Raw genomic sequence first — 26,821 nt, forward strand, 5'->3', positions numbered from 1 at the left:
TCTCAGCCCAGCAGGACGTCGTCGTCGCCCAGGCGCTTCAGCTCGCGGTAGAGGATGGCGAGGTTGGTGACGACCGCTGCTCCGGTCACGACGGCGTCGAGCAGCCGCAGCGTGTCGTTGTCGCCGCGGGCCTTCTTGATCTGCTTGTAGACCCCGACGGCGCCGAACGCCGACGTGGCCATCGAGACGTACAGGCCGGACCGGGACTTCTTGAAGCCCTTGGCCTTGGTCAGTGCGCTCACAGCGACGGTGCCTCCTCGATCAGCGGGTGGCCCCACTTTTCCACGAAGGCGGCCTCGACGGCGGCGCCGACCTTGTAGAGCCGGTCGTCCTTCATGGCGGGGGCGATGATCTGCAGACCCACCGGCAGGTCGTCCTCGGGGGCGAGGCCGCAGGGCAGCGACATGGCCGCGTTGCCCGCCAGGTTGGTGGGGATGGTGCACAGGTCGGCGAGGTACATCGCCATCGGGTCGTCGGCGCGCTCGCCGATCGCGAAGGCGGTGGTCGGGGTCGTCGGGGAGACGATCACGTCGACCTGCTCGAAGGCCCGCTCGAACTCCTGCTTGATGAGGGTGCGGACCTTCTGGGCGCTGCCGTAGTACGCGTCGTAGTAGCCGCTCGACAGGGCGTACGTGCCGAGCATGATGCGCCGCTTGACCTCGGGGCCGAAGCCGGCCTCGCGGGTCAGGGAGGTGACCTCCTCGGCGGAGTGCGTGCCGTCGTCGCCGACGCGCGCGCCGTAGCGAAGGCCGTCGAAGCGGGCGAGGTTGGAGGAGCACTCGGACGGCGCGATCAGGTAGTACGCCGACAGCGCCAGGTCGAAGGACGGGCAGTCCAGCTCGACGACCTCGGCACCCAGCTTCTTGAGCAGCTCGACGGACTCGTCGAAGCGCTGGATGACGCCGGCCTGGTAGCCCTCGCCGCGGAACTGCTTGACGACGCCGACACGCATGCCGGACACGGAGCCGTTGCGGGCGGCCTCGACGACCGCGGGGACCGGGGCGTCGATGGAGGTGGAGTCCATCGGGTCGTGCCCGGCGATCACCTCGTGCAGCAGGGCCGCGTCCAGGACCGTGCGGGCGCAGGGGCCGCCCTGGTCGAGGGAGGAGGAGAAGGCCACCATGCCGTAGCGGGAGACGCCGCCGTAGGTCGGCTTGACGCCGACCGTGCCGGTGACGGCCGCGGGCTGGCGGATGGAGCCGCCGGTGTCGGTGCCGATGGCGAGCGGGGCCTCGAAGGAGGCGAGGGCCGCGGAGGAGCCGCCGCCGGAGCCGCCGGGGATCTTGGTGAGGTCCCAGGGGTTGCCGGTCGGGCCGTAGGCGCTGTTCTCGGTCGAGGACCCCATGGCGAACTCGTCCATGTTGGTCTTGCCGAGGATGACGACGTCGGCGGCCTTCAGCCGCCGGGTGACGGTCGCGTCGTACGGCGGGAGCCAGCCCTCGAGGATCTTGGAGCCGACGGTGGTGGGGACGCCCTCGGTGGTGAAGATGTCCTTGAGCGCGAGCGGGACGCCGGCCAGCGGGCCGAGCTTCTCGCCGCGCTCGCGCTTGGCGTCCACGGCGCGGGCCTGCGCGAGGGCGCCCTCGCGGTCGACGTGCAGGAAGGCGTGCACCTTCTCGTCGACGGCCTCGATGCGGGCCAGGTGGGCCTCGGTGACCTCGACGGCCGTCAGCTCGCCGGCGGCGATCTTCGCGGCGATCTCGGCCGCGGTGAGCTTGATGATGTCGCTCATGGCGATTACTCCTCCCCCAGGATCTGCGGCACCTTGAAACGCTGCTGCTCCTGGGCCGGGGCGCCGGAGAGCGCCTGCGCGGGCGTGAGCGACGGACGGACCTCGTCCGGCCGCATGACGTTCGTCAGCGGGAGCGGGTGCGAGGTCGGCGGTACGTCTTGGTCGGCGACCTCGCTGACGCGGGCGACCGCGCCGATGATGTCGTCAAGCTGTCCCGCGAAGTGCTCGAGCTCTTCGGGCTTCAGCTCCAGACGCGCCAGCCGGGCGAGGTGGGCGACCTCCTCGCGCGTGATGCCAGGCATGCAGCGTTCCTCTGGGGTGAGTGTGTGGTTTGGGCAAATCGGCTTGGGCAAGTCGGTTTGGCCCAATCCTATGGGGCCGGGCCCCGTGGCCGTTAAACGGTTTCCCCCGGGGCCGCTCCCCGGCGCCGCGCGGCCCGGGCGGTACCGCCCGGGAAGTGGTCGTCGCGGAGGTCCGGCCCGAGGAAGGAACGCGCACGCGTCGACCGCCGCGCACGGTGGTCAGGTCACGCGTCGACCGCCACGCACGGTGGTCAGGTCACTCGTCGGTCGCCGCCGCGGGCAGTGCGGCGGCGGCCCGCACCCAGCCCCGGGAGCCGCGGGCGAGCAGCCAGGCGGTGGTCTCCTGGGGCGGCATCGCGGCCGCGACCAGCCAGCCCTGTACGGCGTCGCAGCCGAGGTCCCGCAGCCGCTCCCAGGTCTCGTCGTCCTCCACGCCCTCGGCGACGACGAGCAGGCCGAGGGAGTGCGCGAGGTCGACCGTGCAGCGCACGATCGCGGCGTCCTCGGTGTCGACGGCCAGCCGGGCCACGAACGAGCGGTCGATCTTGAGCTCGCTGACCGGGAGCCTGCGCAGGTGGACGAGGGAGGAGTAGCCGGTGCCGAAGTCGTCCAGGGACATCTTCACGCCGTGACCGGTCAGCGCGTTGAGGGTGTCGGCGGCGCGCTGCGGGTCCTCCAGGAGGACGTGTTCCGTGATCTCCAGTTGCAGCGCTCCGGCGGGGACGCCGTGCCGGGCCAGCCGGGCGGCCACGGAGCCCGCGAAGCCGGGGGTGTGGACGTCGCGCGGGGAGACGTTGACCGCGACCGGCACGAACAGGCCCTGGGAGCGCCAGCGGGCGACCTGTTCGAGCGCCGTCTCCAGCACGTACTCGGTGAGGTGGGGCATCAGCCCCGAGGACTCGGCGATCGCTATGAACTCGTCCGGCGGCACCTTGCCGCGCTCGGGGTGCACCCAGCGGACCAGGGCCTCCAGGCCCGCGACCTGTCCGTCGAAGCGGACCTTGGGCTGGTAGTGCAGCTCGACCTCGCGGGCGTCCAGAGCCCGGCGCAGGTCGCCCAGGAGGCCGAGCCGGTCCGGGGTGTTGGAGTCCCGCTTGGACTCGTAGACCTCCACGCCGGTGCGGTCCCGCTTCGCCTGGTACATCGCCACGTCGGCGCGGCGCAGCAGTCCTTCGGCGTCCAGCGCGTGGTCGGGGAAGACGGCGACACCGGCGCTGGCCTCCAGGACGAGGGTGAGCCCGTCCAGATCCATCGGGGAACTGAGCGCGGCCACGAGGCCGCGGGCGATCCGGGTCGCCGACGTGGTGGAGTCGGCGACGGGCAGTAAGACGGCGAACTCGTCGCCGCCGAGCCGCGCGGCCTCCGCCCCGCGCGGCAGGGCCTGCCGCAGCCGGTCGGCCGTCTGCAGCAGCAGCCGGTCGCCGGCGAGGTGTCCGAGGGTGTCGTTGACCGACCGGAAGCGGTCGAGGTCGATCAGCATCAGGGCGGCGCGGGCGCCGATGCGCTCGGCGTCGTCCAGCGCGGCCCAGGTGCGCTCGAGGAGCCACTGCCGGTTGGGCAGTCCGGTGAGAGGGTCCCGCAACTGCTCCTCGGCGCGAGCGCGGGCGATCCACAGGGTCGAGTCGAGGGCGATCAGCGGGATGGCGAACAGCGGCAGCAGCAGCGGCTTGGCGACCGCGACCACGCAGACCAGCGGGGCGATGCCGAGCAGTGCCACGGCGACCAGGCCCTGTCTGACCAGGGCGGTGCGGGCGACGGTGGGCAGGCCGACGCGCGGTGTCTGCAGGTACCACAACAGGGCGCGGGTCACGGCGAGGTAGGCGACCGCGACGAGCACCACCTTGGGCGCCGCGTACACACCCCAGGTGTCGGGGTCCCAGGGGTCCTCGACGGAGGGTACGGAACCGCAGACGCCCAGCACCAGGGCGCCCGCGGCGATGCCGAGGATGTCGACCGCGCCGTGCAGGACGCCCTGCCGCCAGCGGCCCCGACGGGCTATGCCGACCAGGACGACGACGGTGAGGCTGACCATGCCGGCCGGAACCCAGCCGTACAGCAGCAGGACGGAGAGGGTGAGGGCGGCGCCGGATCCGGTGCCGCCCCACCAGCGGGAGCGGCCGAGCATGACCAGGTGGCCTACGACGATGCCGGTCAGCACGGCCAGGGACCAGCCGACGGTGCCGGACGGGAAGAGGGCGTGGCCGTCGGTGAACGCCCGGTAGAAACCGGCGCCCAGCACGAAGGCGGCGGCCGCGACGACGGCCGAGGGCAACGCGGGCCAGGCGAGGTGCCGTTCGCCGTCGGTGTCGGGCAGGACGGAGGGGTGGCGGGCGGCCGGCGGCGCGGAGCCGCGGGCGGTCGCCGCGGGATGCGGTGCGCCACCACCGCGCTGCCCGGGCCACCGGCTCACGTGCCACGCGCCCACCATGCGACGCAGGCTCAGCCGTGAGCCCGCGGCGGCGCTCTCGGTCGGTTCCATTCCCGTCCCTCTCACAGCCGGCGGTGCCCACGCCACGCGGCCCGACGCCCGACATCCATCAACGGCTCCGCGTTGGAGAACCCTTCCCCCTGTCCCTCGGGGGCAGGGGGATGCCCCGACCGCATCCGGGCACGGCGGGCGCACACCTCAACAGTAGGCCGCGGAAGGCTTCCAGGGGCACCGGTCGTCGACGGTTGCCCGAATGCGACCCGGCCATCCGTATGCATCTGGTATGCGCCGATCGGGTGGCCTTCAACCGCTATTCCTCAGCCGAAAGTGCGACGTCGGCCGCCGCTTCGGGTCCTTGTTCGAGCAGGACGGTGAAACCGTCCTCGTTCAGAACCGGCACCTTCAGTTGCATCGCCTTGTCGTACTTCGACCCGGGGTTGTCGCCGACCACGACGAACGACGTCTTCTTGGACACCGACCCGGTCACTTTCGCGCCCCTGCTCTGCAGGGAGTCCTTGGCTCCGTCCCGGGTGAAGTTCTCCAGGGTGCCGGTGACGACGACGGTGAGTCCTTCGAGCGGGCGCGGCCCCTCGTCCTCCCCCGTCGACCGGTCCTCCAGCGGAACTCCGGCCGCCTTCCACTTGCGGACGATCTCGCGGTGCCACTCCTCGGCGAACCACTCCTTGACGGCGGCGGCGATGGTGTCGCCCACCCCGTCGGTGTTCGCCAGCTCCTCCTCGGTGGCCTGCTCGATGCGGTCGACGGAGCGGAACTCCCGGGCGAGGGCCTGGGCGGCGACGGGCCCCACGTACCGGATGGAGAGCCCGTTGAGGAAGCGGGCGAGCGGGCGGGTCTTGGCCTCCTCGATGTGCCTGAGCAGCGCGAGGGTGTTCTTCTTCGGCTCGCCCTCCTTGTTGGCGAAGACCGTGACGATCTTCTCCTCGCCGGTCTTGGGGTCGCGCTTGGGCAGCCCGCTGTCCGGATCGAGGACGTACGCCTTGATGGGCAGCAGTTTCTCGACGGTGAGGTCGAAGAGGTCGCCCTCGTCCTCCAGCGGCGGCCGCGGCGGCTCCAGCGGCCCGGTCAGCGCGGCCGCCACGACGCCGCCGAAGTGCTCGATGTCCAGGCACTCCCGGCCGGCCAGGTAGGAGACGCGCTCACGCAACTGGGCAGGGCACGTGCGGGCGTTGGGGCACCGGAGGTCGATGTCGCCCTCCTTCATGGCCTTCAGCGGCGTCCCGCACTCGGGGCACTCGGCCGGCATCACGAACTCGCGCTCGCTGCCGTCCCGCAGGTCGGCGACCGGGCCGAGGATCTCCGGGATGACGTCACCGGCCTTGCGCAGCACCACGGTGTCGCCGATGAGCACGCCCTTGGCCTTGACGACCTCCTGGTTGTGCAGGGTGGCGAACTCCACCTCGCTGCCGGCCACCGTGACCGGCTCGACCTGCGCGTACGGTGTGACGCGGCCGGTGCGGCCGACACCCACCTTGATGTCGACGAGCTTGGTGTTGACCTCTTCCGGCGCGTACTTGTACGCGATGGCCCAGCGCGGTGCGCGGGCCGTGGAGCCGAGGCGTCCCTGGAGGCGGATCTCGTCGAGCTTGACGACGACGCCGTCGATCTCGTGCGCCACGGAGTGCCGGTTCTCGCCGTAGTGGGCGATGAAGTCCCGTACGCCGCCGAGGCCGTCGACCACGCGGTTGTGCGGGGAGGTGGGCAGGCCCCAGGTCTTGAGCAGGTCGTAGGCCTGGGAGAGGCGGGTCATGCCCTTGAAGCCCTCCAGGACACCGATGCCGTGGACCACCATGTGCAGCGGACGGGAGGCGGTGACGCGCGGGTCCTTCTGGCGCAGCGAACCGGCCGCCGCGTTGCGCGGGTTGGCGAACGGCTTGTCACCCGCCGCGGTCAACCGGGCGTTGAGCTCCTGGAACTTCTCCATCGGGAAGTAGACCTCGCCGCGGATCTCCACGAGGTCGGGCACCTCGTCCCCCGTCAGGCGCTCCGGGATGTCGGCGATGGTGCGGACGTTGGGCGTGATGTCCTCGCCGGTGCGGCCGTCGCCGCGGGTGGCGGCGCGGACGAGGCGGCCACGCTCGTAGGTGAGGTTGACGGCGAGTCCGTCCACCTTCAGCTCGCACAGGAAGTGGTACTCCTGCTCGCCCAGCTCCTTGGCGATGCGCTCGGTCCAGGCGGCCAGCTCCTCGTCGTTGAAGGTGTTGTCGAGGGAGAGCATGCGGGAGCGGTGCTCTACGGCCGTGAACTCCGTCTCGTAGGAACCGGCGACCTTCTGGGTCGGGGAGTCCGGGGTGCGCAGCTCCGGGTACTCCTCCTCCAGCTCCTCCAGGGAACGCAGCAGCCGGTCGAAGTCCGCGTCGCTGACGACGGGGGCGTCCTTCACGTAGTACCGGAAGCGGTGCTCCTCGATCTGCTCAGCGAGCTGCACGTGCTTCTCGCGCGCCTCGGCGGGCACGCTCGTCGTCTCCGCCTGCTTGTCGCCGGCCACCGTGTTGTCCTCCCGTTACTCTGGGTTGTCCGCGAGGGATCTCGCCGCCTGGACGCAGTGGGCGAGCGCCCGGCGGGCGTACTCGGGGGACGCGCCCGCGAGTCCGCACGCCGGAGTGACGGTGACCGCCTCCGCGAGAAGCCCCGGATGCAGCCCCAGCCTGCGCCACAGCGTTCTGACACCCATGACGCTACCGGCAGGGTCTGACAGTGCGGCCTCCGTGCCGGGCACGACACCGGTGAACAGCCGGGTGCCGCCTTCGACGGCCTCGCCGATCGCGTCGTCGTCACGCTCGGTGAGGAGCGAGAAGTCGAAGGAGACGCCCGCGACGCCCGCCCGGCGCAGCAGGGCGAACGGTACGTCCGGTGCGCAGGAGTGGACCACGACGGGCCCGTCGCCGTGCACCCCGGCGACGTCGCGAAGGGCGGCCTCGACGACCTGGCGGTCGACGGCCCGGTGGGTGCGGTAGCCGCTGGCACTCCGCACCTGGCCGCGCAGTACGGCGGTGAGGGACGGCTCGTCGAGCTGGAGCACGACCCGGGCGCCGGGCACGCGGCGCCGGACCTCCGCCAGGTGCAGGCGCAGCCCTTCCGCGAGCGAGGCGGCGAGGTCGCGGGCCGCGCTGGCGTCGGAGAGCACCGCCTCCCCGTTCCTGAGCTCCAGGGCGGCGGCCAGCGTCCAGGGGCCGACGGCCTGGACCTTCAACGGTCCCTCGTGGCCCTGGGTGAACTCCTCCAGGGCGTCGAGGTCCTCCCCGAGCCAGGCCCGGGCCCGTTTGGTGTCCCGGCCCGGCCGGTCGCCGAGCCGCCAGCCGCTGGGCTCCACACGTGCGTACAGCTCGACGAGCATCCCCGCGGTGCGGCCGATCATGTCGGCGCCGGGGCCGCGGGCGGGCAGCTCGGGGAGGAAGGGGAAGTCCTCGAAGGTGCCGGTGGCGGTCTTGACGGCCTCGCGGGCGTCGTCGCCGGGCATCGAGCCGATGCCGGTGGCGGGGCCGAGGCGCGGGCTGGTCTGGCTGTTGTCGCTCACCCGGCCAGCCTATGCGGGAGGACGCGGCCGGCACCCCGGCGGGCCGTCACCGTCCCGGGCGCACCGTCAGGTCGTTGACCTCCGCGTCCCTCGGCAGGTCCAGGGCCATCAGGATCGTCGTGGCGACCGACTCGGGGTCGATCCACTTCGCGGGGTCGTACTCCTTGCCCTCCTGCTGGTGGACCTTGGCCTGCATGGGGCTGGCGGTGCGGCCGGGGTAGACCGAGGTGACCCGGACACCGTTCGCGTGCTCCTCCTGGCGCAGGGCGTCGGCCAGCGCCTTCAGGCCGTGCTTGGAGGCGGCGTACGCGGACCAGCCGGCGTGGGCGTTGAGGCCGGAGCCGGAGTTGACGAACAGCACGTGGCCCTGGGCGACGCGCAACTGGGGCAGGAAGAGGCGGGTCAGCTCGGCGGGGGCGACCAGGTTGACGTTGAGCTGGTTGCGCCAGGTCTTCGACGTGAGGTCGCCGACCGGGCCGAGGTCGACCACCCCGGCGATGTGCAGCAGCGAGTCCACGCGGTCGGGCAGGCTCTGGTGGGAGAAGGCCCAGGAGAGCTTGTCCGGGTCGGTCAGGTCGCCGACCAGCGTCTTCGCGCCGGGGAAGGCGGCCGCCAGTTCCTTCGCGCGGCCCGCGTCGCGCGCGTGCAGCACGATCTCGTCGCCGCGTTCGTGCAGGCGGCGGGCGACGGCCGCGCCGATGCCGGAGCCCGCTCCGGTGATCACATGTGTAGCCATGCCCGCCATGCTCGCATCACCGGCGGCTCACTCGATGCCCTGGCTCTCCTCCAGGTACGCGAGCGCGCCGACCGGCTCCTCGGCGAAGAACACCAGCTCGGTGAGGGGGCGGGGCAGGAAGCCCTCGTCCTCCATGCGGCGGAACTGCTCCTTGAGGCCGTCGTAGAAGCCGGCCGTGTTGAGCAGGACGACGGGCTTGTCGGTGTGCCCGTGCTTCTTCAGCTCCAGGATCTCGGTCGCCTCGTCCAGCGTGCCGGTGCCGCCCACCATGATCACCACGGCGTCGGCCTTCTCCAGCAGCAGCCGCTTGCGCTCGGCGAGGTCCCGCGCGATCACCATCTCGTCGGCGCCCTCGCGTGCCTTGGCCGCCAGGAAGTCCACGGAGACCCCCAGCAGCCGCCCTCCGGACTCCTGCACGCCGTCGGCGACCACCTTCATCAGCCCGACGTCGGAACCGCCCCACACGAGGGTGTGGCCGCCCTTTCCGAGCAGTTCGGCGAACTCCTTCGCGGGGCGCGTGTAGCGCTCGTCGAGGTCGGCGGCGGAGAGGAAGACGCAGATGTTCATGGGGCAACGGTACGTTCGGCGCCCCACGGGGAAGAACCCGGCTTCCGGCCGCGCTGTCACCAGGAGAGCCGGCTACCGAGGAGGACGAACCGTGACCAAGGGACTCAACGGGCTCAAGGGACACCGCATCACCGTCGAGCCGAGCGACCGGCACGTGCGCGTGGTGCGCGGCGAGCAGCTCCTGGCCGAGAGCGACCGGGCGCTGGTCCTGCGGGAGACGGGCTGTCCGGAGCGGTACTACATCCCGGCCGACGACGTACGGCTCGATCTGCTGACGCCGTCCGGCACGCACACCCACTGTCCCTTCAAGGGCGACGCCTCCTACTGGTCGCTGCCGGACGCGGCGGACCTGGTCTGGGCGTACCCGGACCCGGAGCCGGAGGTGGCTCGGATCAAGGACCACCTCTGCTTCTACGACGTCGAGGTGTCCTGACCGGTTCGTGTCCTGACCGGTTGGCCGCGTGCCGTAGGGCAGTCTGCACAGGCATGGAGAAGAGAACCCTTTCGCGCGACGGCACGCGCATCGCCTACGAGAGCACCGGGCGGGGCCCCGCGGTCGTCCTCGTCAGCGGCGCCATGTCGACGGGCGCGGCGGTGGCGCCGCTGGCGGCGGAGCTGTCGGACCGCTTCGAGGTCACCGTGTACGACCGCCGGGGCCGCGGCGCGAGCGGTGACACGGCGCCCTTCGCGGTGGAACGCGAGGTCGAGGACCTGGCGGCGCTGATCGAGGCGGTGGGCGGCGAGGCGTCGCTGTACGGCGTCTCCTCCGGCGGCGCGCTGGTGCTGCGGGCGGCGGCGAGCGGACTGCCGGTGGCCCGGGTGGCCGTGTACGAGGTGCCGTACGCCATGGACGACGCCGCCGCGCGGGCCGCCGCCGAGTACACCGGGCGGCTGGCCGAGGCCCTCGGTCAGGGGCGGCGCGGGGACGCGGTGGAGCTGTTCCTGCGGCTCACCGGCCTGGGTGAGGAGATGATCCGGGGTGCCCGCCAGTCCCCCATGTGGGCCGGTATGGAGTCGCTCGCGCCGAGTCTGGCGTACGACGACGCGGCGATGGGCGACAGCCGGGTCCCCCGGTCCGAGCTCGCCTCGGTCACCGCGCCGCTGCTCGCCCTGGCCGGCGGCGCGAGCCCCGAGTGGATGCGCGAGGCGGCGCGGGCGATCGCCGAGGCGGCGCCCCGGGGCACGTACCGCACCCTGGAGGGGCAGAGCCACGTGGTGGAGCCGGGCGTGCTGGCGCCGGTGCTGGCGGACTTCTTCGCGAACTGAGCGGGGGCCGCGAGGGCCGCGGCGTCGGCGGCGTCGGCGGGGTGCCGGACGTCGCCCCGCCGCTCAGGCCACGCCGGCCGGCACGCGCGTGGTGGACGCGATCGTCGCCGAGCCCACCACGCGCGTGCCGTCGTACAGCACGATCGCCTGGCCGGGGGCGACGCCGCGCACCGGCTGCGTGAACGTCACCTCCAGGGTCCCGTCGACCAGCTCGGCCCGGACCTCGGTCTCGCCGCCGTGGGCGCGGAGCTGGGCGGTGTAGGTGCCGGGCCCGGTCGGGGCGGCGCCGCACCAGCGGGGCTTGATCGCCCGCAGTGCGTTGACGTCGAGGGCGTCCGCGGGGCCGACCGTCACCGTGTTGGTCACCGGGGAGATGTCCAGGACGTAGCGCGGCTTGCCGTCGGGAGCCGGGGTGCCGATCCGCAGGCCCTTGCGCTGGCCGATGGTGTAGCCGTAGGCGCCCTCGTGGGTGCCGAGCCGGTTGCCCGCCTCGTCGACGATGTCGCCCTCGGCCTTGCCCAGCCGGTCGGCCAGGAAGCCCTGGGTGTCGCCGTCGGCGATGAAGCAGATGTCGTGCGAGTCGGGCTTCTTGGCGACGGCCAGTCCCCTGCGCTCGGCCTCCGCGCGGATCTCGTCCTTGGTGGTGAGGGTGTCGCCGAGCGGGAACATCGCGTGCGCGAGCTGCCGGTCGTCGAGCACCCCGAGGACGTAGCTCTGGTCCTTGGCCATGTCGGAGGCGCGGTGCAGCTCGCGTACGCCGTCCTCGCGCAGGATCACCTTGGCGTAGTGGCCGGTGCAGACGGCGTCGAAGCCCAGGGCCAGGGCCTTGTCGAGCAGCGCGGCGAACTTGATCTTCTCGTTGCAGCGCAGGCAGGGGTTCGGGGTGCGGCCTGCCTCGTACTCGGCGACGAAGTCCTCGACCACGTCCTCCCGGAAGCGGTCGGCGAGGTCCCACACGTAGAACGGGATGCCGATGACGTCCGCCGCGCGGCGGGCGTCCCGCGAGTCCTCGATGGTGCAACAGCCCCGCGCGCCCGTGCGGAAGGACTGGGGGTTCGCGGAGAGTGCGAGGTGGACGCCGGTCACGTCGTGCCCCGCCTCGGCCGCACGGGCGGCGGCTACGGCGGAGTCGACTCCGCCCGACATGGCGGCGAGGACGCGGAGGGGGCGGGTGCGCTGCGGGGTCTCAGTCATAACCCTTCCAGGGTACGGGGAGCCGGGAACCGGAGCCCGCGAGTATGCGTTGAAGATCGCATGGGGGCGAAGCGTGAATCCAGCAGCTCTACCGCCGGGGGTTCCGCCGGCGGGTCTACCGGCGGGTCCAAGGACGCGGACCGGCGTATCGGCAGGCGGGCGCTGATCGTCGGCGGCACGGCGGCGGCCGTGGGCACGGCGGTGCTGGCGCGCGACGAGCTGGCCCGCCTGTGGTGGCGGGTACCGGGAGTCGAGCGGCCCCGCGAGGAGGGCGTCGTCGACTACTCCGGCGCCCGGTGGGTCGCGGCGTCGGACGAGAACTGGCGGCGCGCGGACCGGCCCGACGAATTCGGCGTCGACATGGTGATCGTCCATGTCACGCAGGGCAGTTTCGCGAGCGCGGTGAGGGCGTTCCAGGATCCCGGGCACAAGGCGGCCACGCACTACATCGTCGGGCAGGACGGCCGCGTCACCCAGATGATCCGCGAGCTGGACGTCGCGTACCACGCGGGCAACCGCGACTACAACGAACGCAGTGTCGGCATCGAGCACGAGGGCTTCGTGGACCGGCCGCAGGATCTCACCGACGAGATGTACGCGGCCTCCGCGCGGCTGACGGCGGGGATCTGCGCGCGCTACGACATACCCCTGGACCGCGAGCACATCATCGGCCACGTGGAGGTGCCGGGCACCGATCACACCGATCCGGGGCCGCACTGGGACTGGGACCGGTACATGAAGCTGGTGCGGCGGGCGGCGACCAGCGCCCCTTCGGACAGCCCGTCGAGCGGTCCGTCCCGGTCCGGCGCCTAGCTCGAGCTAGCTCAGCCCCGCCGCCCGGGCCCGCTCCACCGCCGGGCCGATCGCCTTGGCGAGGGCCTCGACGTCGGCCGCCGTGGAGGTGTGGCCGAGGGAGAAGCGCAGCGTGCCGCGGGCGAGGTCGGGGGCGGTGCCGGTGGCCAGCAGGACGTGGCTGGGCTGGGCGACGCCCGCGGTGCAGGCGGAGCCGGTGGAGCACTCGATGCCCTGGGCGTCGAGCAGCAGGAGGAGGGAGTCGCCCTCGCAGCCCGGGAAGGTGAAGTGGGCGTTGGCGGGGAGGCGGCCCTCCGGTGCCGGGTCGCCGCCGAGGATCGCGTCCGGCACCGCCGTGCGGACGGCGTCGACCAGGTCGTCGCGCAGGGCGCCTATCTCGCGGGCGAACCACTCGCGCTGTTCGGCGGCGAGGCGGGCGGCGACCGCGAAGGAGGCGACGGCGGGGACGTCGAGGGTGCCGGAGCGGACGTGGCGTTCCTGGCCGCCGCCGTGCAGGACCGGCACGGGGCTGTACTCGCGGCCGAGGAGCAGCGCGCCGATGCCGTAGGGGCCGCCGATCTTGTGGCCGGAAACCGTCATCGCGGCGAGGCCCGAGGCGGCGAAGTCGACCGGGAGCTGCCCGATCGCCTGAACCGCGTCGGCGTGCAGCGGGACGTCGAACCCGGCCGCCACGTCGGCGAGTTCACGGACCGGCATGATGGTGCCGATCTCGTTGTTGGCCCACATGACGGTGGCGAGGGCGACGTCGCCGGGGTTGCGGGCGATGGCCTCGCGCAGCGCCTCGGGGTGGACGCGGCCGTGGGCGTCCACGGGCAGGTACTCGATCGTCGCGCCCTCGTGTTCGCCGAGCCAGTGGACGGCGTCGAGGACCGCGTGGTGTTCGACGGGGCTGGCCAGGACCCGGGTGCGGGCCGGGTCGGCGTCGCGGCGGGCCCAGTACAGGCCTTTGACGGCGAGGTTGTCGGCCTCGGTGCCGCCGGAGGTGAGGACCACCTCGCTGGGGCGGGCGCCGAGGGCTTCGGCGAGGGTCTCGCGGGCCTCCTCGACGGTGCGCCGTGCGCGCCGGCCGGACGCGTGGAGGGAGGAGGCGTTGCCGGTGACGCTCAGGTGCGCGGTGAGTGCCTCGACTGCCTCGGGAAGCATCGGGGTGGTCGCGGCGTGGTCGAGGTAAGCCATGGTGCGGCCGATTCTACGGGGCGGTTCCGTCCGGCCTCAGATCAAGGTTGGCCGCATTACGCGCGCGGCGGCACGGACGGCGCGGCGGAGCGCGCGACCTGGCTCAAAAGCTCCACGACATCGTGTCGTCCGCGGCCATGAACGCCACCAGGACCAACAGGTCGGCGATGCCCAGTCCGAGGCCGAGCAGGGCCCGGCCGCGGCGGGCGGTGCCGCGCCACAGGGCGACGCCCGCCAGGACGATGGCCATCGGGCCGAGGAAGACGTTGAGGACGAGCAGACCGAGCAGACCGAGGACGAAGGAGGCGACGGCCATGCCGTCGGTGTCCCGGATGCCGGTCCGGCGGGTGGTGGCCGGTGCGGTGAGCTGCATGGTGTTCTCCCTACCGTGCGTCGGTGACATGCGTCAGTGGGCGGAGGTGCTCCGCCGGCGGCCGTGCCGCTCGCGGATCGCGAAGATGCCGAGCCAGCCGGCGATGACCAGGCCGAGGGCGACGGAGAAGGTGAGCGGCGCGTGGGCGACGGTGCCCAGCATCACGCCGAGGAGCAGCAGTGCGGCGACGAGAAACAGCATGGAGCGGATCCCCCAACCTTGGGTGAACGATTGTAGTTACAGTTGTTCACTGACCATCGAGTCTAGCGCGCCGTACGGCTTTTCAATTCCGGAGAACAGTTGTTAACTGCATGGCATGAGTCACACCCCCGGCGTCCGGCAGGCCCAGAAGCAGAAGACCCGGCAGGCGCTTTTGGACGCCGCCCTGGGGCTGCTGGAGGAGCAGAGCCTGAGCAGCCTGGGCCTGCGCGAGGTCACGCGCGCCGTGGGCGTCGCCCCGAGCGCCTTCTACCGGCACTTCCACTCCACCGCCGACCTCGGCGTGGCGCTGGTCGAGGAGGCGCTGGGCAGGCTGCACCCGATGATCCGGACCACGGTGGCGCCGGCCGAGGACAGCGATGAACGCATCGCCCGCGCGGTCGAGTTGATCGCCGGTCACGTGGCGGCGTACCCCGCCCACGTCCGGTTCATCGCCCGCGAGCGGCACGGCGGGGTCCAGCCGGTGCGGGACGCCATACGCGAGCAACTGGCCCGGTTCGCCGAAGAGGTGAAGGCCGAGCTGGCCAAGGACCCGGTGTCGGCGGGCTGGAGCGACGCCGACCTGCTGATGCTCGCGGGTCTCTACGTCGACCAGATGCTCGTCACGGGCTCCCTGTTCCTGGAGGTCCTGGAGGTCCTGGAGACACCGGAGGCTGCGGACGAGGCACGCCGGCGCGCCGCCGACACCGCGACCCGCCAGATGCGACTGATCAGCATCGGCCGCCGGCACTGGCTGGACTGACGGTTCCCCGACCGCCGGCGGGCACGCCTCAGACCGGGACGCCGGACGCGGGCACGCCACCCACCGGGACGCCGGAGGCGGACAGGGCCTCGACGTCCCGGTGGGTGGCACGGGCCGGTCTTCACGGGGCGCCGGCGCACCCCTGGGGTCCGCCGGTCAGCCGAGCCGGACCCGGGCCAGTTGGCGGGACTGGGCCACCAGGCGGTCGGCGCTGTCCCAGACCTCGGCGTCCTCCTCCAGGAAGCCGCCCGCGAGGTTGCGGGTGGTGACGGAGACGCGCAGCGGTCCGGGCGCCGGGCGGCACCGCACGTGCGCGGTCAGCTCGACCGTCGGCACCCAGCCCTTGAGCCCGAGCTCGAAGGCGGTCGGGGGCAGCGCGTCCACCGCGAGGAGCATCGACAGGGGGTCGGCGTCGCGGCCGTCGGCGAGCCCGAACCAGGCCCGCATCTCGCCCCGGCCGGAGGGCCGGCCGAGCGCCCAGCCCAGCGTGGCGGGGTCCAGCCTGAGCATCAGCCGGTCGGTGATGGCCGAGCTGCCGTCGACGGGGGCGGGGCCGTCCTCCGTGCCGAAGCACTGGTCCATCGGCGCGATCGCGGGCGGCCGCGCCGAGGTGCGGACGTCGTCGGGCAGCGCGTCGAGGTCGCCGTAGGAGGCGAGGACGCGGATGCGCTCGACCTCGTTGCCCTCGTCGTCGTACTGGAAGAGGGAGGCCTGGCCGGTGGAGAGCGTGCGCCCCGTCCGGACGGTCTCCGTGCGCACGACCGCCGGCCCCGGCCGGGAGGCGGTGAGGTAGTGCGCCGAGATGGTGAAGGGGTCGGGATGCGGAAGGGCGTCCCCGAGGGCACGGCCCAGGACGGCCAGCAGATAGCCGCCGTTGACGGCGTTGATGATCGTCCAGCCGGCGGAGAGGTCGATGTCGTAGACACCCGGGGCGCGCCGGGTGACGGCGGTGTCCCGGTCGAACTCGCTGTCGCCGATGGTGGCCCGCGTGGCCGCTGCGGAGGCTGCTTCTGGCATGGATGCACGGTACAACACGAAACTACTAAGCGGTAGCTTTTTCTGTGGTCCCGGACCGGGATCTCATCCCCGCTCCCGGAGGTACGCCTCCAGTTCGGCGGCCCCCGTCAGCATCGCCCGTCCGCGCGCGGACACCCGGCCGTGCCAGTCGCGCAGGGTGGCCTCCAGCGGCTCCAGCCCACCGGCCGCCCGCACCTGCGCGATCACGGGGCCGATCTGCTCCAGCAGGTAGCCGCCCCGCCTGAGCTGGCGGGCCAGCCGGGCGTCCCGCACGTCGGCCTCGTCGTAGACGCGGTACCCGGTCAGCGGGTCGCGGCGCGGGCGCACCAGCCCGGCGCGCTCCCACTTGCGCAGTGTCGCGGGCCGGATGTCCAGCTCCGCCGCCAGCGGCCCGACGAACCTGCCGCCGGAACCCGGCGCCGCCGCCCCGGGCGCGGGCAGCGGGGTGGGCGCCAGGTCGCGCAGCGCCTCCTCCACGGCCCGGAGTGTGCGCCGGTCGTCGAGCAGTTGGGCGTGGCTCTCGTCGATGAGCCGGTACGCCTCGTCCACGGCACCCCGGTTCACGGCCCGCATGATCGACGCGGCCGGCTGGTGGCCGTGCCCGGGCACCAGGGCGAGGAACGCGTCCAGTGCCCGCGCGTGCAGTGGGGTGTAGGTGCGGTATCCGTGCGCCGTGCGGCCGGCGTCCGGGAGGATGCCGGCCTCCTCGTAGTTCCTGACGGCCTGCGTGGACAGTCCGTGCCGGCGTGCCAGGTCGACCGGCCTGAGCCTGTCACCACTTTGAAGCTTTCGCGCCATGGTCAGGACGATATCGCTCGGAACCTTCAACCGAAAGTTCAACGATAGCGTTGAAGGCATGGCTACCGACATCGAAGACACCGTCCGTCCCGTCGAGGCCGCCGCCGTCATGGGGCTGCTCCCTGCCCGGCCCAGGCTGCTCGCCCTGGGCGAGCCCACCCACGGCGAGGACGCCCTGCTCGAGGTGCGCAACGAACTGTTCCGGCAACTCGTCGAACAGCACGGCTACCGGACGATCGCGATCGAGAGCGACTGCCTGATGGGCCTGGTCGTGGACGACTACGTCACCTCGGGCAGGGGCACCCTCGACGAGGTCATGGAGCACGGTTTCAGCCACGGGTTCGGCGCGTCCGCGGCCAACCGCGAGCTCGTCCGCTGGATGCGCGCCCACAACGAGCGCGTCGGCGACGCCGGCCGGCCGGCGTCCGAGCGGCTCCGCTTCGCCGGTTTCGACGGACCACTGGAGATCACCGGCGCCGCGAGCCCCCGGCAGGCCCTGACCGCGCTGCACGGCTACCTCTCGGCCCGGGTGGACGCGGATCTGCTCCCCTGCACCGCCGAGGTACTCGACCGCCTGCTCGGCGCCGACGACCGGTGGGCCGAGCCCGCCGCGATGACGGACCCGGCCCGGTCCGTGGGCCGGTCGGCCGAGGCCGGGGAGCTGCGGACGCTCGCCGACGACCTGGTCTCGCTGCTCGACGAGCACACGCCGCACCTGCTCGCGGCGACCTCGCGGGACGACTGGGACCGGGCACGCCTCCACGGGCGCACCGCGACCGGCCTCCTGCGCTACCACCGCTGGATGGCCGACACCTCACCGGCGCGCATGAACCGGCTGCTGGGTCTGCGGGACCGGATGATGGCCGACAACCTCCTCGCGCTCGCCGCTCGGGGCCCGGCGTTGGTCCACGCGCAGAACGCCCATTTCCAGCGGGTGAAGAGCACGATGCGGATGTGGCAGGGGCCGGTGGAGTGGTGGAGCGCCGGTGCGCTGGTGAGCGCCCGGCTCGGTGCGGAGTACGCCTTCGTGGCCACGGCCCTCGGCACGATCCGGCACCAGGGCGTGGACGCCCCGCCACCGGAGACCGTCGAGGGACTCCTGTACGCGCTCCCTCGGGACCGGTGCGTCGTCGACGTCTCCCGGCTGACCGCCGCGCTCGGCGACCCGCGGCCCGCGCCCCGCGTGTCCCCCTGGTTCGGCTACGCCTCGCTCGACCCGGCCCACCTGGCCGCGATCGACGGGTTGCTGTTCGTCAAGGACGTCCCGGACACGGCCTAGGGACGTAGTCGGGAGCCCCGGGCCTCACTCCCCCTCCGACACCGTCGACCGCCGGTTCCAGGCGCGCGGCGCCCGCCAGTGGAACCGCAGGGCGAGCAGCCGCAGGACGAAGGCCGTGACGACCGCGAGCCCGGTGGTGAATGAGGTGAGGGCGTCGTAGCGGATGCACAGGGCCACCATGGTGGCGCCGACGATCGCCGGGACGGCGTACAGGTCGCGGTCCCAGCGCAGCAGCGAGGGCACCTCGTTGGCCAGCACGTCCCGCAGTACGCCGCCGCCCACGGCGGTGGCCAGGCCCAGGCAGGCGGAGGCGGTCAGGCCGAGCCCGTAGTCGTACGCCTTGGTCGTGCCGGCGACGCAGAACAGGCCGAGGCCGGCCGCGTCGAAGATGTTCACGCCGGTCTGGAGGCGCTCCACGTGGGGGTGGAGGAAGAAGACCAGCAGGGTGGCGAAGAGCGGGGTGATGAAGTACCCCAGGTCCGTGAAGGCCGCGGGCGGTACGGCACCGATGACCAGGTCACGGAAGAGCCCGCCGCCCAGCGCGGTGACCTCGGCGAGGACGGCGATGCCGAAGACGTCGAAGTTCTTGCGTACGGCCAGCAGCGCGCCGGAGATGGCGAAGACGAAGATGCCGATCAGGTCGAGCGTGTGCTGGACGGTGGGGCTGAAGAGTTGCTCGTACACCCCGCCATTCTCACCTGCCGGTGAGCCCCCGCCTCACGAACGAAGGCGGGGGCTCACCGGCGCGGGACGAGCTCACTTCCCCTTGGCGGGAGGCTCCTCGTCGGTGCCCTCGGCGGTACCGGCGTCCGCGGCCGGACCGTCGTCTTCGACCGCACCGGCGTCCTCGGCCGGACCGTCGTCCCCGGCGGGTTCGGCGTCCTCGGCGGATTCCGAGCCCCCAGCCGACTTGGTGCCCTCGGCCGACTTGCTGCCCTCGGCCGAACCGGCGTCCTCGGCCGAACCGTCGTCCTCGGCAGACTCCTCGCCCTTGGCAGGCTCCGTGCCCTCGGCAGGCTCCGGGCCCTCAGCCGACTTGGTGCCCCCGGCCGGCTCCGTGCCGGGCTCGGTCTCCGCCGCGTCGACCTCCGCGGCGACCGCCGCCGAGGTCTGCGCCGACTCGGTCAGGGCCTTCTCGGACACCAGCTCCGCCGCCTCCTTGGCGTCGGAGAGCAGGACGACGTCCTGCGGGGCCTGGTCCTCGAAGTTCTCCGGGTGGTGGCAGGCCACCTGCTGGCCGGGACGCAGCTCCTTCAGCGGCGGCTCGGTCGTCGTGCAGACCTGCGTCGCCTTCCAGCACCGGGTGTGGAAGCGGCACCCGCTCGGCGGGGCGATCGGCGAGGGCACGTCGCCCTTGAGCAGGATGCGCTCGCTCTTGGCCGACTTGCGGGACGGGTCCGGGATCGGGACCGCCGACATCAGCGCCTTGGTGTACGGGTGCATCGGCGTCTTGTAGAGCAGGTCGCGGTCGGCCAGCTCCATGATCTTGCCGAGGTACATCACCGCGATCCGGTCCGAGACGTGCCGGACGACGGACAGGTCGTGCGCGATGATCACGTACGTCAGGCCCAGCTCCTGCTGGAGGTCGTCGAGCAGGTTGACGACCTGGGCCTGGATCGACACGTCGAGCGCGGAGACCGGCTCGTCGGCCACGACCAGCTTCGGGTTGAGCGCGAGCGCGCGGGCGATGCCGATGCGCTGGCGCTGACCGCCGGAGAACTCGTGCGGGTAGCGGTTGTAGTGCTCGGGGTTGAGACCGACCACCGACAGCAGCCGCTGCACCTCCTTCTTGACCCCGCCCTCGGGCTCGACGCCCTGGAGCTTGAAGGGGGCGCTGATGATCGTGCCGATGGTGTGGCGCGGGTTCAGCGAGGAGTACGGGTCCTGGAAGATCATCTGCACGTCGCGGCGCAGCGGACGCATGCCGCCGACCCCGAGGTGGGTGATGTCCTTGCCCTGGAACTCGACCTTGCCGGCGGTCGGCTCCAGGAGCCGGGTGATCAGCCGGCCCATGGTCGACTTGCCGCAGCCCGACTCGCCCACGACACCGAGGGTCTCGCCGGACCGGACCTCGAAGTCGATGCCGTCGACGGCGCGCACCGCGCCGACCTGGCGCTGCAGCAGGCCCTTCTTGATCGGGAAGTGCTTCTGCAGCCCGGTCACCTTCAGCAGGGTCTCGCCGGGGGCGGCGTCCTTGGTGAGGGTGGCGGTGCCGGCGGCCTCGCTCTGTGTGCCGTCGCTCTGCGCAGGGATGGCCACTGCTTCGTCCTTGGCGTTCTCGCTCACAGCTTCGGCGCAATCTCTTCGGTCCAGATACGCTCCCGCTGCTCCTGCGACATGTGGCAGGCGGCCCAGTGCTTGCTGCCGACCTCGGTCAGCTCGGGGCGGACCGTGCGGGTGACGTCGTCCTTGGGCACGTCGGCGTACGGGCAGCGCGGGTTGAAGGCGCAGCCGGACGGCAGGTTGATGAGAGAGGGCGGGGAGCCCTTGACCGGGATGAGGCGTTCCTGCTGGTCGCGGTCGAGCCGCGGCATCGAGCCGAGCAGGCCCCAGGTGTAGGGGTGCCGGGGCTCGTAGAACACCTTCTCCGCCGGGCCCCGCTCCACGCACCGGCCGCCGTACATCACCAGGAGGTCGTCGGCCAGTTCGGCGACTACGCCCAGGTCGTGGGTGATGATGATGACCGCGGAGCCGAACTCCGTCTGCAGGTCGCGGATGAGGTCGAGGATCTGCGCCTGGACCGTCACGTCCAGGGCGGTCGTCGGCTCGTCCGCGATGAGCAGCTCGGGGTTGTTGACCAGCGACATCGCGATCATCGCGCGCTGGCGCATACCGCCGGAGAACTCGTGCGGGTAGCTGTCCACCCGCTTGTCCGGCTGGGGGATGCCGACGCGGTCGAGCATCTCCACGGCACGGCGCTTGGCGGTCTTCTTGTCCACGTCGTGGTGGATGCGGTACGCCTCCACGATCTGCTGGCCGATCGTGTAGTACGGGTGCAGCGCGGACAGCGGATCCTGGAAGATCATCGCCATCTCGCGGCCGCGCAGCTTGCGCACGTGGTCGGGGTCGGCGGACAGCAGCTCGGTGCCGTCCAGCCAGATCTCGCCCGATATCTGAGCCTTGCGCCTGCCGTACTGGCCGGCGGTGTGCAGGCCCATGATGCCGAGCGAGGTCACCGACTTCCCGGAGCCGGACTCGCCCACGATGCCGAGGGTCTTGCCCTTCTCCAACTGGAAGCTGAGCCCGTCCACGGACTTGACCAGGCCGTCGTCGGTCGGGAAGTGCACCTTGAGGTCGCGTACTTCCAGGAAGGCGCTCGGCGCGGGCGAGGTGCCGATGGGCTCGCCCACGGCCGCTCCGCTCTTGCTCAGGTCGGTCATGCGAGCCTCACTCGGGGGTCGATCACGGCGTACAGGATGTCCACCACGAGGTTGGCGATCAGCACCGCGAGAGAAGTGATCAGGACGACGCCCAGGATAAAGGGCAGGTCCTGGTTCTGGATCGCGTCCAGAACCTTCTGGCCGAGGCCGGGGAGGCTGAACGTGGTCTCGGTCAGGATCGCGCCGCCCATGAGGGCGCCGAGGTCCATGCCGAGCATGGTGAGCAGCGGGGTCAGGGTCGACCGCATGGCGTGCTTGCGGATGACGACCTGTTCCTTGAGGCCCTTGGCACGCGCGGTGCGGATGTAGTCCTCGCCGAGGATCTCCATCATCGTGGCCCGGGTGATGCGGGCGTACATCGCGGCGTACAGGAAGGCCAGGGTGACCCAGGGCAGGATCATGCCGCCGAGCCAGCCGGAGAGGCTGTCCTCCAGGGGCACGAACTCGGCGTTGATCCACCCCAGACCGTGGGAGAAGATCGCCAGGCTGAGCAGGCCGGTGAAGTAGATGGGCAGGGAGACACCCGACAGCGCGACGACCATCGCGCCGCGGTCCCACAGGGTGCCCCGCTTGAGCGCGGAGAGCACACCGGCGGCGAGGCCGAAGATCAGCCACAGGACGGCCGCACCGAGCGCGAGAGCCAGGGTCACCGGGAAACGCTCGGTCAGCACCGGCCAGACGGCCTGTTCGGTACGGAAGGAGTAACCGAAGCACGGCGCGGAGCAGTTGGTGACGTCACCACCGGCCGCGTAGGTGCGGCCCGCGAAGATGCCCTTGAAGAACTCCCAGGCCTGGACGAAGACCGGGTCGCTCAGACCCAGCTTCTGTCGCACACCCTCCACGGCGGCGGGGTCCGCCTGCTTGCCCACGAAGCTCAGGGCGACGTCGACGCCGGCCCACTTGGGGACGAGGAAGAAGATGCCGAAGACCACCAGAATGATGACCACCAGCATCACTGCGGCGGCGAACAGCCGCCTGATGAGATAAGCGAGCACGGGTTGCGGCCCGCTGCGGACCGCGGGCCGCCGGAGGGGGTACCTCCCACGCCTTGTGGGCGGTGGGGGACTTCCGGCGGCCCACGGTCACGCCGCGCCGGCCTTCACCTGCCTTTCGTGCCGTACGGCGGGTGTACCGGTTACTTCGTGGACTTCAGGCCGAGGTTGACGAAGTCGTACATACCGCTGTAGCCGTCGGTGGTGTACACGTTCGCCAGTCGGTTGGAGCGCCAGTTGATGAACTTCTCGAAGACGAAGGGCAGGTAGTACGCGCCCTCCATCACCTTGTGGTTGATCTCAGTGGCGATCTTCGCCTTGCCGGCGTCGTCGAGCTGGGTCAGGTAGTCCGCGAACAGACCGTCGATCTCCTTGTCGTCGATCATCGCGAAGTTGTTGTTCGCGCTGTCGAGGATGTAGTCGCTGTGCCACAGCGGGAGACCGTAGCCCTGGACGGACGGGAAGTCCGGGCCCCAGCCCATGATGATGATGCCGTAGCCCTTCTTCTTCACGTTCGAGGGGCTGCCGACCGTGCTGGCGTACTGGGCGCCGTCGTACTGGTCGATCTCGACGTCGATGCCGACCTTCTTCAGCGACGCCTGGAGCGACTCGGCGGTGGCCACCTCGACCGGCTTGTTGTTGCGGACGGCGATGGTGGTCTTGAAGCCGTTCGGCTTGCCGCAGGCCTTGAGCTCTTCCTTGGCCTTCTCGACGTTGCCGTTCTTGTTGGCACCGGCCATCTCGTACGGGTCGTACTTCTGGCCCTCGGAGCCCGGGACGGACGGCGGCAGCATGTTGGTGCCGATGTCGCCACCGGCGACCGGGCCGCCGCGCGCGGTCTGCAGCGAGACGTGGTCGGCCCCGTAGAGCACGGCCTTGCGGCAGTGGATGTTGTCGAACGGCTTCACGTTCTGCGGGAACGAGGCGTACCGGATGTAACCCGAGACCGGGTTGTCCAGGTTGCCCTTGTGCTCCTTCAGGGCGGTGGTGCGACCCTGCGGGGACAGGCCGGTCTGGGCCAGGTCCAGGTCGTAGTCACCGGAGATCAGACGGGCGTCCAGCTCGTTGGCGTTGGAGAAGAACTTGATCGTGATCTTGTCCGGGTACGCCTTGCGGACCGGGTCCGACTCCTGGTTCCACTCGGTGTTGCGGACCAGGGTCAGGTCCTTGCCCGGGTTGTAGGACTCGAACTTGTACGGGCCCGAGGAGAACGGGCGCAGCGTGTACTTGGCCTTGGTGTCCTTGTCCTGGCGGACCGGGGAGGCCGAGGTCAGCGCGAGCATCTCCTCGAAGTCCGAGTTGGCCTGCGGGAGCTTGAAGACGATGGTCTTGTCGTCCGGCGTCTCGATCGCCTTCAGGCCCAGCTTGTCCTTGGACTTGTCCTTGTACGGACCGGGGTACTCGTCCTTGGGGTCGAGCACCTCCTTGAGGTACGTCGGGCCGCCGGACAGCACGTCCTGCGCCCAGACGCGCTCGATGCCGTACTTGACGTCCTTGGAGGTGATCGGCTTGCCGTCCTCCCAGGTGATGCCGTCACGCAGGGTGTACGTGTAGGTCTTGCCGTCGTCCGAGACCTTGGCGAGCCCGGTGGCGAGGTCGGGGGTGACCTCGGCGCCCGCCGCGCCCGGCTCCGTCTTGTTCGTGACGAGCTGGCGGCTGTAGTAGCGGGAGAAGTTCCACATGAAGCCGTAGTAGCCACGCGTGGTGTCCCACGAGTCGGCGTCCTGCGTGCTGGCGAACTTCAGCGTGCCGCCCTTCTTGGCCTCGGAGGCTCGAAGGACCTTGTTGTTGGCCTTGTCGAAGTCGGCGGCGCCGTTCTTCTTCGAACCGCCGTTGCTGTCGTCTCCGCCGCCGCCGCACGCCGCCGTGGTCAGCAGCGCGGCGACCACTGCGGCAGCGGCCAAAGCCTGCTTGCGCCGCCCTGAGGTGCGTTGGGTAGTCACGATCTCGGATCCTCCGGATTAGATGAGAGACCCCGTGCGGGAGCCACGGGTCGCTTGCCGGTACGGCAGGTCAGCGGGAGCCCTTCGGGTCCAGCGCGTCGCGTACGCCGTCACCGAAGAGGTTGAAGGCAAGAACGGTGATGAAGATCGCCACACCCGGGATCACCATGTACATGGGATCGGACTGGTAGTAGTCGATCGCGCTCGAGAGCATCTGCCCCCAGGAGGAGGTGGGCGGCTTGACGCCCACGCCCAGGAAGCTGAGTGCCGCCTCGGTCAGGATGTTGGTGGGGATCATCATCGTGGTGTAGACGATGATCGGCGCCACCAGGTTGGGCAGCAGTTCCTTGAACAGGATGTAGAACCGTCCGGCTCCCAGGGACCGGGCCGCCTCGACGTACTCCCGTTCACGCATCGAGAGTGTCTGGCCGCGGACCACGCGACCGATGTAGGGCCAGCCGAAGAAGCCGATGACCAGGATCATCATGAGCAGGCGCACGCCCGTGCCGCTCAGCCCCAGCATGTTGTCGGGCATGACGGAGACCAGGGCGATGATGAAGAGCAACTGCGGGAAGGCCAGCAGGCCGTCCATGATCCGGCTGATGAGGGCGTCGACCCAGCCGCCGAAGAAGCCGGCCAGCACACCCAGGATGGTGCCGAGGACAACGGCGACGAGCGCGGACAGGAAGCCGACCAGCAGCGAGATCCGGGCACCGTGGACGATGCGGGCGAAGATGTCACGGCCGTTGACCGGCTCGACGCCCAGCCAGTGTTCGCCGCTCATTCCGCCCAGGGACCCCGTGGGGGTGCCGAACAGCGGGTCGATCGCGTCCTCGTTGAAGGAGTTGGGATCCTGCCCGTACAGGGCGGTGATCGCGGGCGCGAGCACCGCGATCACGATGAGGACGAGCACCACGACGCCGCCCGTCAGGGCCAGCTTGTCCCGTTTCAGGCGCTCCCAGGCGATCCGGCCCAGGGACCGCCCCTGTACCGCCTTGGTGTCGGCGCCGGCAACCGCCGCTTCCTCGGCAGCACTTGGGGCCGCTTCCGCGGTCGGCTCGTGCAATGGTGCCGTCATCTGGCAGGGACCCCTCTCAACCGGCGGTAGCCGGCCCGCACTTGCCGCTGTAGCGGCGTGATCAGTCCGTCGTACACAGGGGCGAACAATCACCCCTTGTTGCGGGAGTCTTCAACGCTTTGGCGATCTGTAGCCAGACTTGACGGGGAATGGATGCGTAACCGTGATGCTGTTTGAGGTGTTCCGTTATCCGGACACTGGGTAACGGGGGCCGGACACGGACGAGTTGGGACATCGGGGGCAAGATGGCGCCTTACGCCCTCATCTACGCGCGAAGATCTCCGCCCACCGGGGACGGGGCCAACCCCGCGACGGTCAGTACCGGCCCCCGGCCGGAGGGTATCCGTAACCGCCCGCGGGTGCCTGGGCGGGGGCGGCCGCGTGGGCCTCACGGTCGTAGAAGGGGCGGGCGTGGGCGCGCAGCCACAGGGCGACCGGGTCGTGGGTGTCGGTCATCGCCACCGTCGACACCGGCAGCCCGTCCGGCACGGCGCCGACGGACTGCTGCATCATCCCGCGCACCGCGTCGACGGCCGGCGGTGAGGTGTCGTACACGTCGAGGCCGATGGCGAGGTACGGCGCGCCGAGCGCCGGCTGCACCCAGGCGCGGCGCAGCGCGCGGACCGCCGGGGTGCGGTGGGCGTTCTGCGCGAGCAGGGCGTAGAACTGGGGGATCTCGATGGCCGGTTCGGACAGGCGCAGGGGTCCGGCGGGCTGGCGGTCCAGACCGGAGGCGATGCGGCGCAGGTCCAGCCAGGGGATGCCGACGCCGCCGCCGGGGGCGTGCGGGTTGAGCCAGAGGCCGTAGTGGTCCGGGTAGAGGGCGCGGGCCACCTCCAGTCCCTCGACCACCTCGTACGACCGGTTCCAGCCGCTGGCCGAGAGCTCCTGGGCGGAGGTGACGCAGGGCGCGTAGCCGTAGCCGTCGACCTCCATGTTCCCGTACTGGGCGTCCGGGGAACCGGCCTGGCCGTGCCAGAGCAGCATCCAGACCTGGCCGGAGGCGGGGGTGGCGAGCGCGCGCAGCAGGGCCTCGTAGGCGTCGTAGCGCCCGGGCGTCACCTGGCGCAGCATGTGCTCGACCTGTCCGGTCGTGGTGCCGCTGGCGCTCACGCGTATCGCCCCTTCGAGAAGTTCCCCGGCTGTGGAACCAGCTTAAGGCTCCGCGGACGGGGGACGCCCATGAGCTCGGGTGCTGTGTCCGTGGGCGGGCGCGGGCTCGTCGCGGCTCGCCGCGCCCACGCGGCCAAG

The 26,821-nt window shown here is 71.4% G+C and carries 26 protein-coding genes; 5 read left to right on the plus strand and 21 right to left on the minus strand.

Annotated elements, in window-relative coordinates; all coding sequences use genetic code 11:
• Window positions 1-2 precede the first annotated feature (2 nt).
• The 8 genes from B1H29_RS11125 to B1H29_RS11160 all read right to left on the minus strand — a co-directional run bounded on the left by B1H29_RS11125 (window position 3) and on the right by B1H29_RS11160 (window position 9,300).
• Window positions 3-242: a hypothetical protein gene (locus B1H29_RS11125; RefSeq protein ID WP_055421828.1), complete on the minus strand. Its 240-nt coding sequence runs from the start codon at window positions 240-242 to the stop codon at window positions 3-5.
• Window positions 239-1,732: an Asp-tRNA(Asn)/Glu-tRNA(Gln) amidotransferase subunit GatA gene (gene gatA / locus B1H29_RS11130; RefSeq protein ID WP_055421829.1), complete on the minus strand. Its 1,494-nt coding sequence runs from the start codon at window positions 1,730-1,732 to the stop codon at window positions 239-241. Before gatA ends, B1H29_RS11125 begins: the two co-directional genes overlap by 4 nt.
• A 5-nt stretch (window positions 1,733-1,737) precedes the next feature.
• Window positions 1,738-2,034: an Asp-tRNA(Asn)/Glu-tRNA(Gln) amidotransferase subunit GatC gene (gene gatC / locus B1H29_RS11135; RefSeq protein ID WP_055421830.1), complete on the minus strand. Its 297-nt coding sequence runs from the start codon at window positions 2,032-2,034 to the stop codon at window positions 1,738-1,740.
• A gap of 256 nt (window positions 2,035-2,290) precedes the next feature.
• Window positions 2,291-4,513, minus strand: coding sequence for a putative bifunctional diguanylate cyclase/phosphodiesterase (locus B1H29_RS11140; protein ID WP_055421831.1), 2,223 nt, complete (start codon window positions 4,511-4,513; stop codon window positions 2,291-2,293).
• Window positions 4,514-4,772: 259 nt separating this feature from the next.
• Window positions 4,773-6,968, minus strand: coding sequence for an NAD-dependent DNA ligase LigA (ligA, locus tag B1H29_RS11145; protein ID WP_055421832.1), 2,196 nt, complete (start codon window positions 6,966-6,968; stop codon window positions 4,773-4,775).
• 15 nt (window positions 6,969-6,983) lie between these two features.
• The gene (locus B1H29_RS11150; RefSeq protein ID WP_055421833.1) at window positions 6,984-7,997 is read right to left on the minus strand and encodes a methionine synthase; all 1,014 of its coding nucleotides are present in this window, start codon (window positions 7,995-7,997) and stop codon (window positions 6,984-6,986) included.
• A 46-nt stretch (window positions 7,998-8,043) separates the two neighbouring features.
• On the minus strand, window positions 8,044-8,733 hold the full coding sequence (locus B1H29_RS11155) for an SDR family oxidoreductase (RefSeq protein WP_055421943.1): 690 nt from the start codon (window positions 8,731-8,733) through the stop codon (window positions 8,044-8,046).
• A 27-nt stretch (window positions 8,734-8,760) separates the two neighbouring features.
• Entirely contained in the window at window positions 8,761-9,300 is a 540-nt protein-coding gene (locus B1H29_RS11160) for a TIGR00730 family Rossman fold protein (protein WP_055421834.1), read from the minus strand.
• A 91-nt stretch (window positions 9,301-9,391) separates the two neighbouring features.
• Between B1H29_RS11160 and B1H29_RS11165 the strand changes: the two genes are divergently transcribed.
• Together B1H29_RS11165 and B1H29_RS11170 are read left to right on the plus strand one after the other, a co-directional pair.
• The gene (locus B1H29_RS11165) at window positions 9,392-9,733 is read left to right on the plus strand and encodes a DUF427 domain-containing protein (RefSeq protein WP_055421835.1); all 342 of its coding nucleotides are present in this window, start codon (window positions 9,392-9,394) and stop codon (window positions 9,731-9,733) included.
• 53 nt (window positions 9,734-9,786) lie between these two features.
• Window positions 9,787-10,566 carry an alpha/beta fold hydrolase gene (locus B1H29_RS11170; protein WP_055421836.1) on the plus strand — a complete coding sequence of 260 codons (780 nt, stop codon included), beginning with the start codon at window positions 9,787-9,789 and terminating at the stop codon, window positions 10,564-10,566.
• Window positions 10,567-10,629: 63 nt separating this feature from the next.
• On the opposite strand, the gene mnmA is transcribed toward B1H29_RS11170, so the two are convergent.
• Window positions 10,630-11,760: a tRNA 2-thiouridine(34) synthase MnmA gene (mnmA, locus tag B1H29_RS11175; protein ID WP_055421837.1), complete on the minus strand. Its 1,131-nt coding sequence runs from the start codon at window positions 11,758-11,760 to the stop codon at window positions 10,630-10,632.
• A gap of 60 nt (window positions 11,761-11,820) precedes the next feature.
• Here mnmA and B1H29_RS11180 point away from each other — a divergent pair, with 60 nt between their 5' ends.
• On the plus strand, window positions 11,821-12,573 hold the full coding sequence (locus B1H29_RS11180; protein WP_055421838.1) for an N-acetylmuramoyl-L-alanine amidase: 753 nt from the start codon (window positions 11,821-11,823) through the stop codon (window positions 12,571-12,573).
• A gap of 6 nt (window positions 12,574-12,579) precedes the next feature.
• Here the strand turns inward: B1H29_RS11180 and B1H29_RS11185 are convergent, their stop codons facing one another.
• The 3 genes from B1H29_RS11185 to B1H29_RS11195 form a co-directional block, all read right to left on the minus strand.
• Window positions 12,580-13,749, minus strand: a complete 1,170-nt coding sequence (locus B1H29_RS11185) for a cysteine desulfurase family protein (RefSeq protein ID WP_055421839.1) — start codon at window positions 13,747-13,749, stop codon at window positions 12,580-12,582.
• Window positions 13,750-13,852: 103 nt separating this feature from the next.
• A complete protein-coding gene (locus tag B1H29_RS11190) occupies window positions 13,853-14,122 on the minus strand; it encodes a hypothetical protein (RefSeq protein WP_055421840.1) in 270 nt (89 codons plus the stop codon).
• 33 nt (window positions 14,123-14,155) lie between these two features.
• Window positions 14,156-14,323 (minus strand): hypothetical protein, encoded by a 168-nt coding sequence (locus tag B1H29_RS11195; protein ID WP_079160156.1) that lies wholly within the window; start codon window positions 14,321-14,323, stop codon window positions 14,156-14,158.
• A 115-nt stretch (window positions 14,324-14,438) separates the two neighbouring features.
• On the opposite strand from B1H29_RS11195, the gene B1H29_RS11200 reads away from it, so the two are divergent.
• Window positions 14,439-15,083: a TetR family transcriptional regulator gene (locus B1H29_RS11200; RefSeq protein ID WP_055421841.1), complete on the plus strand. Its 645-nt coding sequence runs from the start codon at window positions 14,439-14,441 to the stop codon at window positions 15,081-15,083.
• Window positions 15,084-15,239: 156 nt separating this feature from the next.
• Here B1H29_RS11200 and B1H29_RS11205 read toward each other — a convergent pair whose 3' ends face one another.
• Together B1H29_RS11205 and B1H29_RS11210 are read right to left on the minus strand one after the other, a co-directional pair.
• Complete coding sequence (locus B1H29_RS11205) at window positions 15,240-16,100, minus strand: thioesterase family protein (RefSeq protein ID WP_055421842.1); 861 nt, start codon at window positions 16,098-16,100, stop codon at window positions 15,240-15,242.
• 63 nt (window positions 16,101-16,163) lie between these two features.
• Complete coding sequence (locus tag B1H29_RS11210; RefSeq protein ID WP_055421843.1) at window positions 16,164-16,898, minus strand: TioE family transcriptional regulator; 735 nt, start codon at window positions 16,896-16,898, stop codon at window positions 16,164-16,166.
• A gap of 58 nt (window positions 16,899-16,956) precedes the next feature.
• Between B1H29_RS11210 and B1H29_RS11215 the strand changes: the two genes are divergently transcribed.
• Entirely contained in the window at window positions 16,957-18,177 is a 1,221-nt protein-coding gene (locus B1H29_RS11215) for an erythromycin esterase family protein (RefSeq protein ID WP_055421844.1), read from the plus strand.
• A gap of 24 nt (window positions 18,178-18,201) precedes the next feature.
• Here B1H29_RS11215 and B1H29_RS11220 read toward each other — a convergent pair whose 3' ends face one another.
• From B1H29_RS11220 to B1H29_RS11250, 7 genes are all read right to left on the minus strand, one after another.
• Window positions 18,202-18,861, minus strand: a complete 660-nt coding sequence (locus B1H29_RS11220) for a trimeric intracellular cation channel family protein (protein WP_055421845.1) — start codon at window positions 18,859-18,861, stop codon at window positions 18,202-18,204.
• A gap of 72 nt (window positions 18,862-18,933) precedes the next feature.
• On the minus strand, window positions 18,934-20,436 hold the full coding sequence (locus B1H29_RS11225; RefSeq protein ID WP_055421944.1) for a dipeptide ABC transporter ATP-binding protein: 1,503 nt from the start codon (window positions 20,434-20,436) through the stop codon (window positions 18,934-18,936).
• Window positions 20,437-20,459: 23 nt separating this feature from the next.
• Window positions 20,460-21,557: an ABC transporter ATP-binding protein gene (locus B1H29_RS11230; protein ID WP_055421846.1), complete on the minus strand. Its 1,098-nt coding sequence runs from the start codon at window positions 21,555-21,557 to the stop codon at window positions 20,460-20,462.
• Window positions 21,554-22,552 (minus strand): ABC transporter permease, encoded by a 999-nt coding sequence (locus tag B1H29_RS11235; RefSeq protein ID WP_055421847.1) that lies wholly within the window; start codon window positions 22,550-22,552, stop codon window positions 21,554-21,556. Before B1H29_RS11235 ends, B1H29_RS11230 begins: the two co-directional genes overlap by 4 nt.
• 140 nt (window positions 22,553-22,692) lie before the next feature.
• Complete coding sequence (locus B1H29_RS11240) at window positions 22,693-24,492, minus strand: ABC transporter substrate-binding protein (protein ID WP_055421848.1); 1,800 nt, start codon at window positions 24,490-24,492, stop codon at window positions 22,693-22,695.
• Between the two features lie 70 nt (window positions 24,493-24,562).
• A complete protein-coding gene (locus B1H29_RS11245) occupies window positions 24,563-25,570 on the minus strand; it encodes an ABC transporter permease (RefSeq protein WP_055421849.1) in 1,008 nt (335 codons plus the stop codon).
• A gap of 315 nt (window positions 25,571-25,885) precedes the next feature.
• Window positions 25,886-26,683, minus strand: a complete 798-nt coding sequence (locus B1H29_RS11250) for an enhanced serine sensitivity protein SseB C-terminal domain-containing protein (RefSeq protein ID WP_055421850.1) — start codon at window positions 26,681-26,683, stop codon at window positions 25,886-25,888.
• Window positions 26,684-26,821: the final 138 nt, after the last annotated feature.

Origin of the sequence: Streptomyces pactum (genome assembly GCF_002005225.1) — a bacterium.
Lineage (GTDB): Bacteria > Actinomycetota > Actinomycetes > Streptomycetales > Streptomycetaceae > Streptomyces > Streptomyces pactum_A.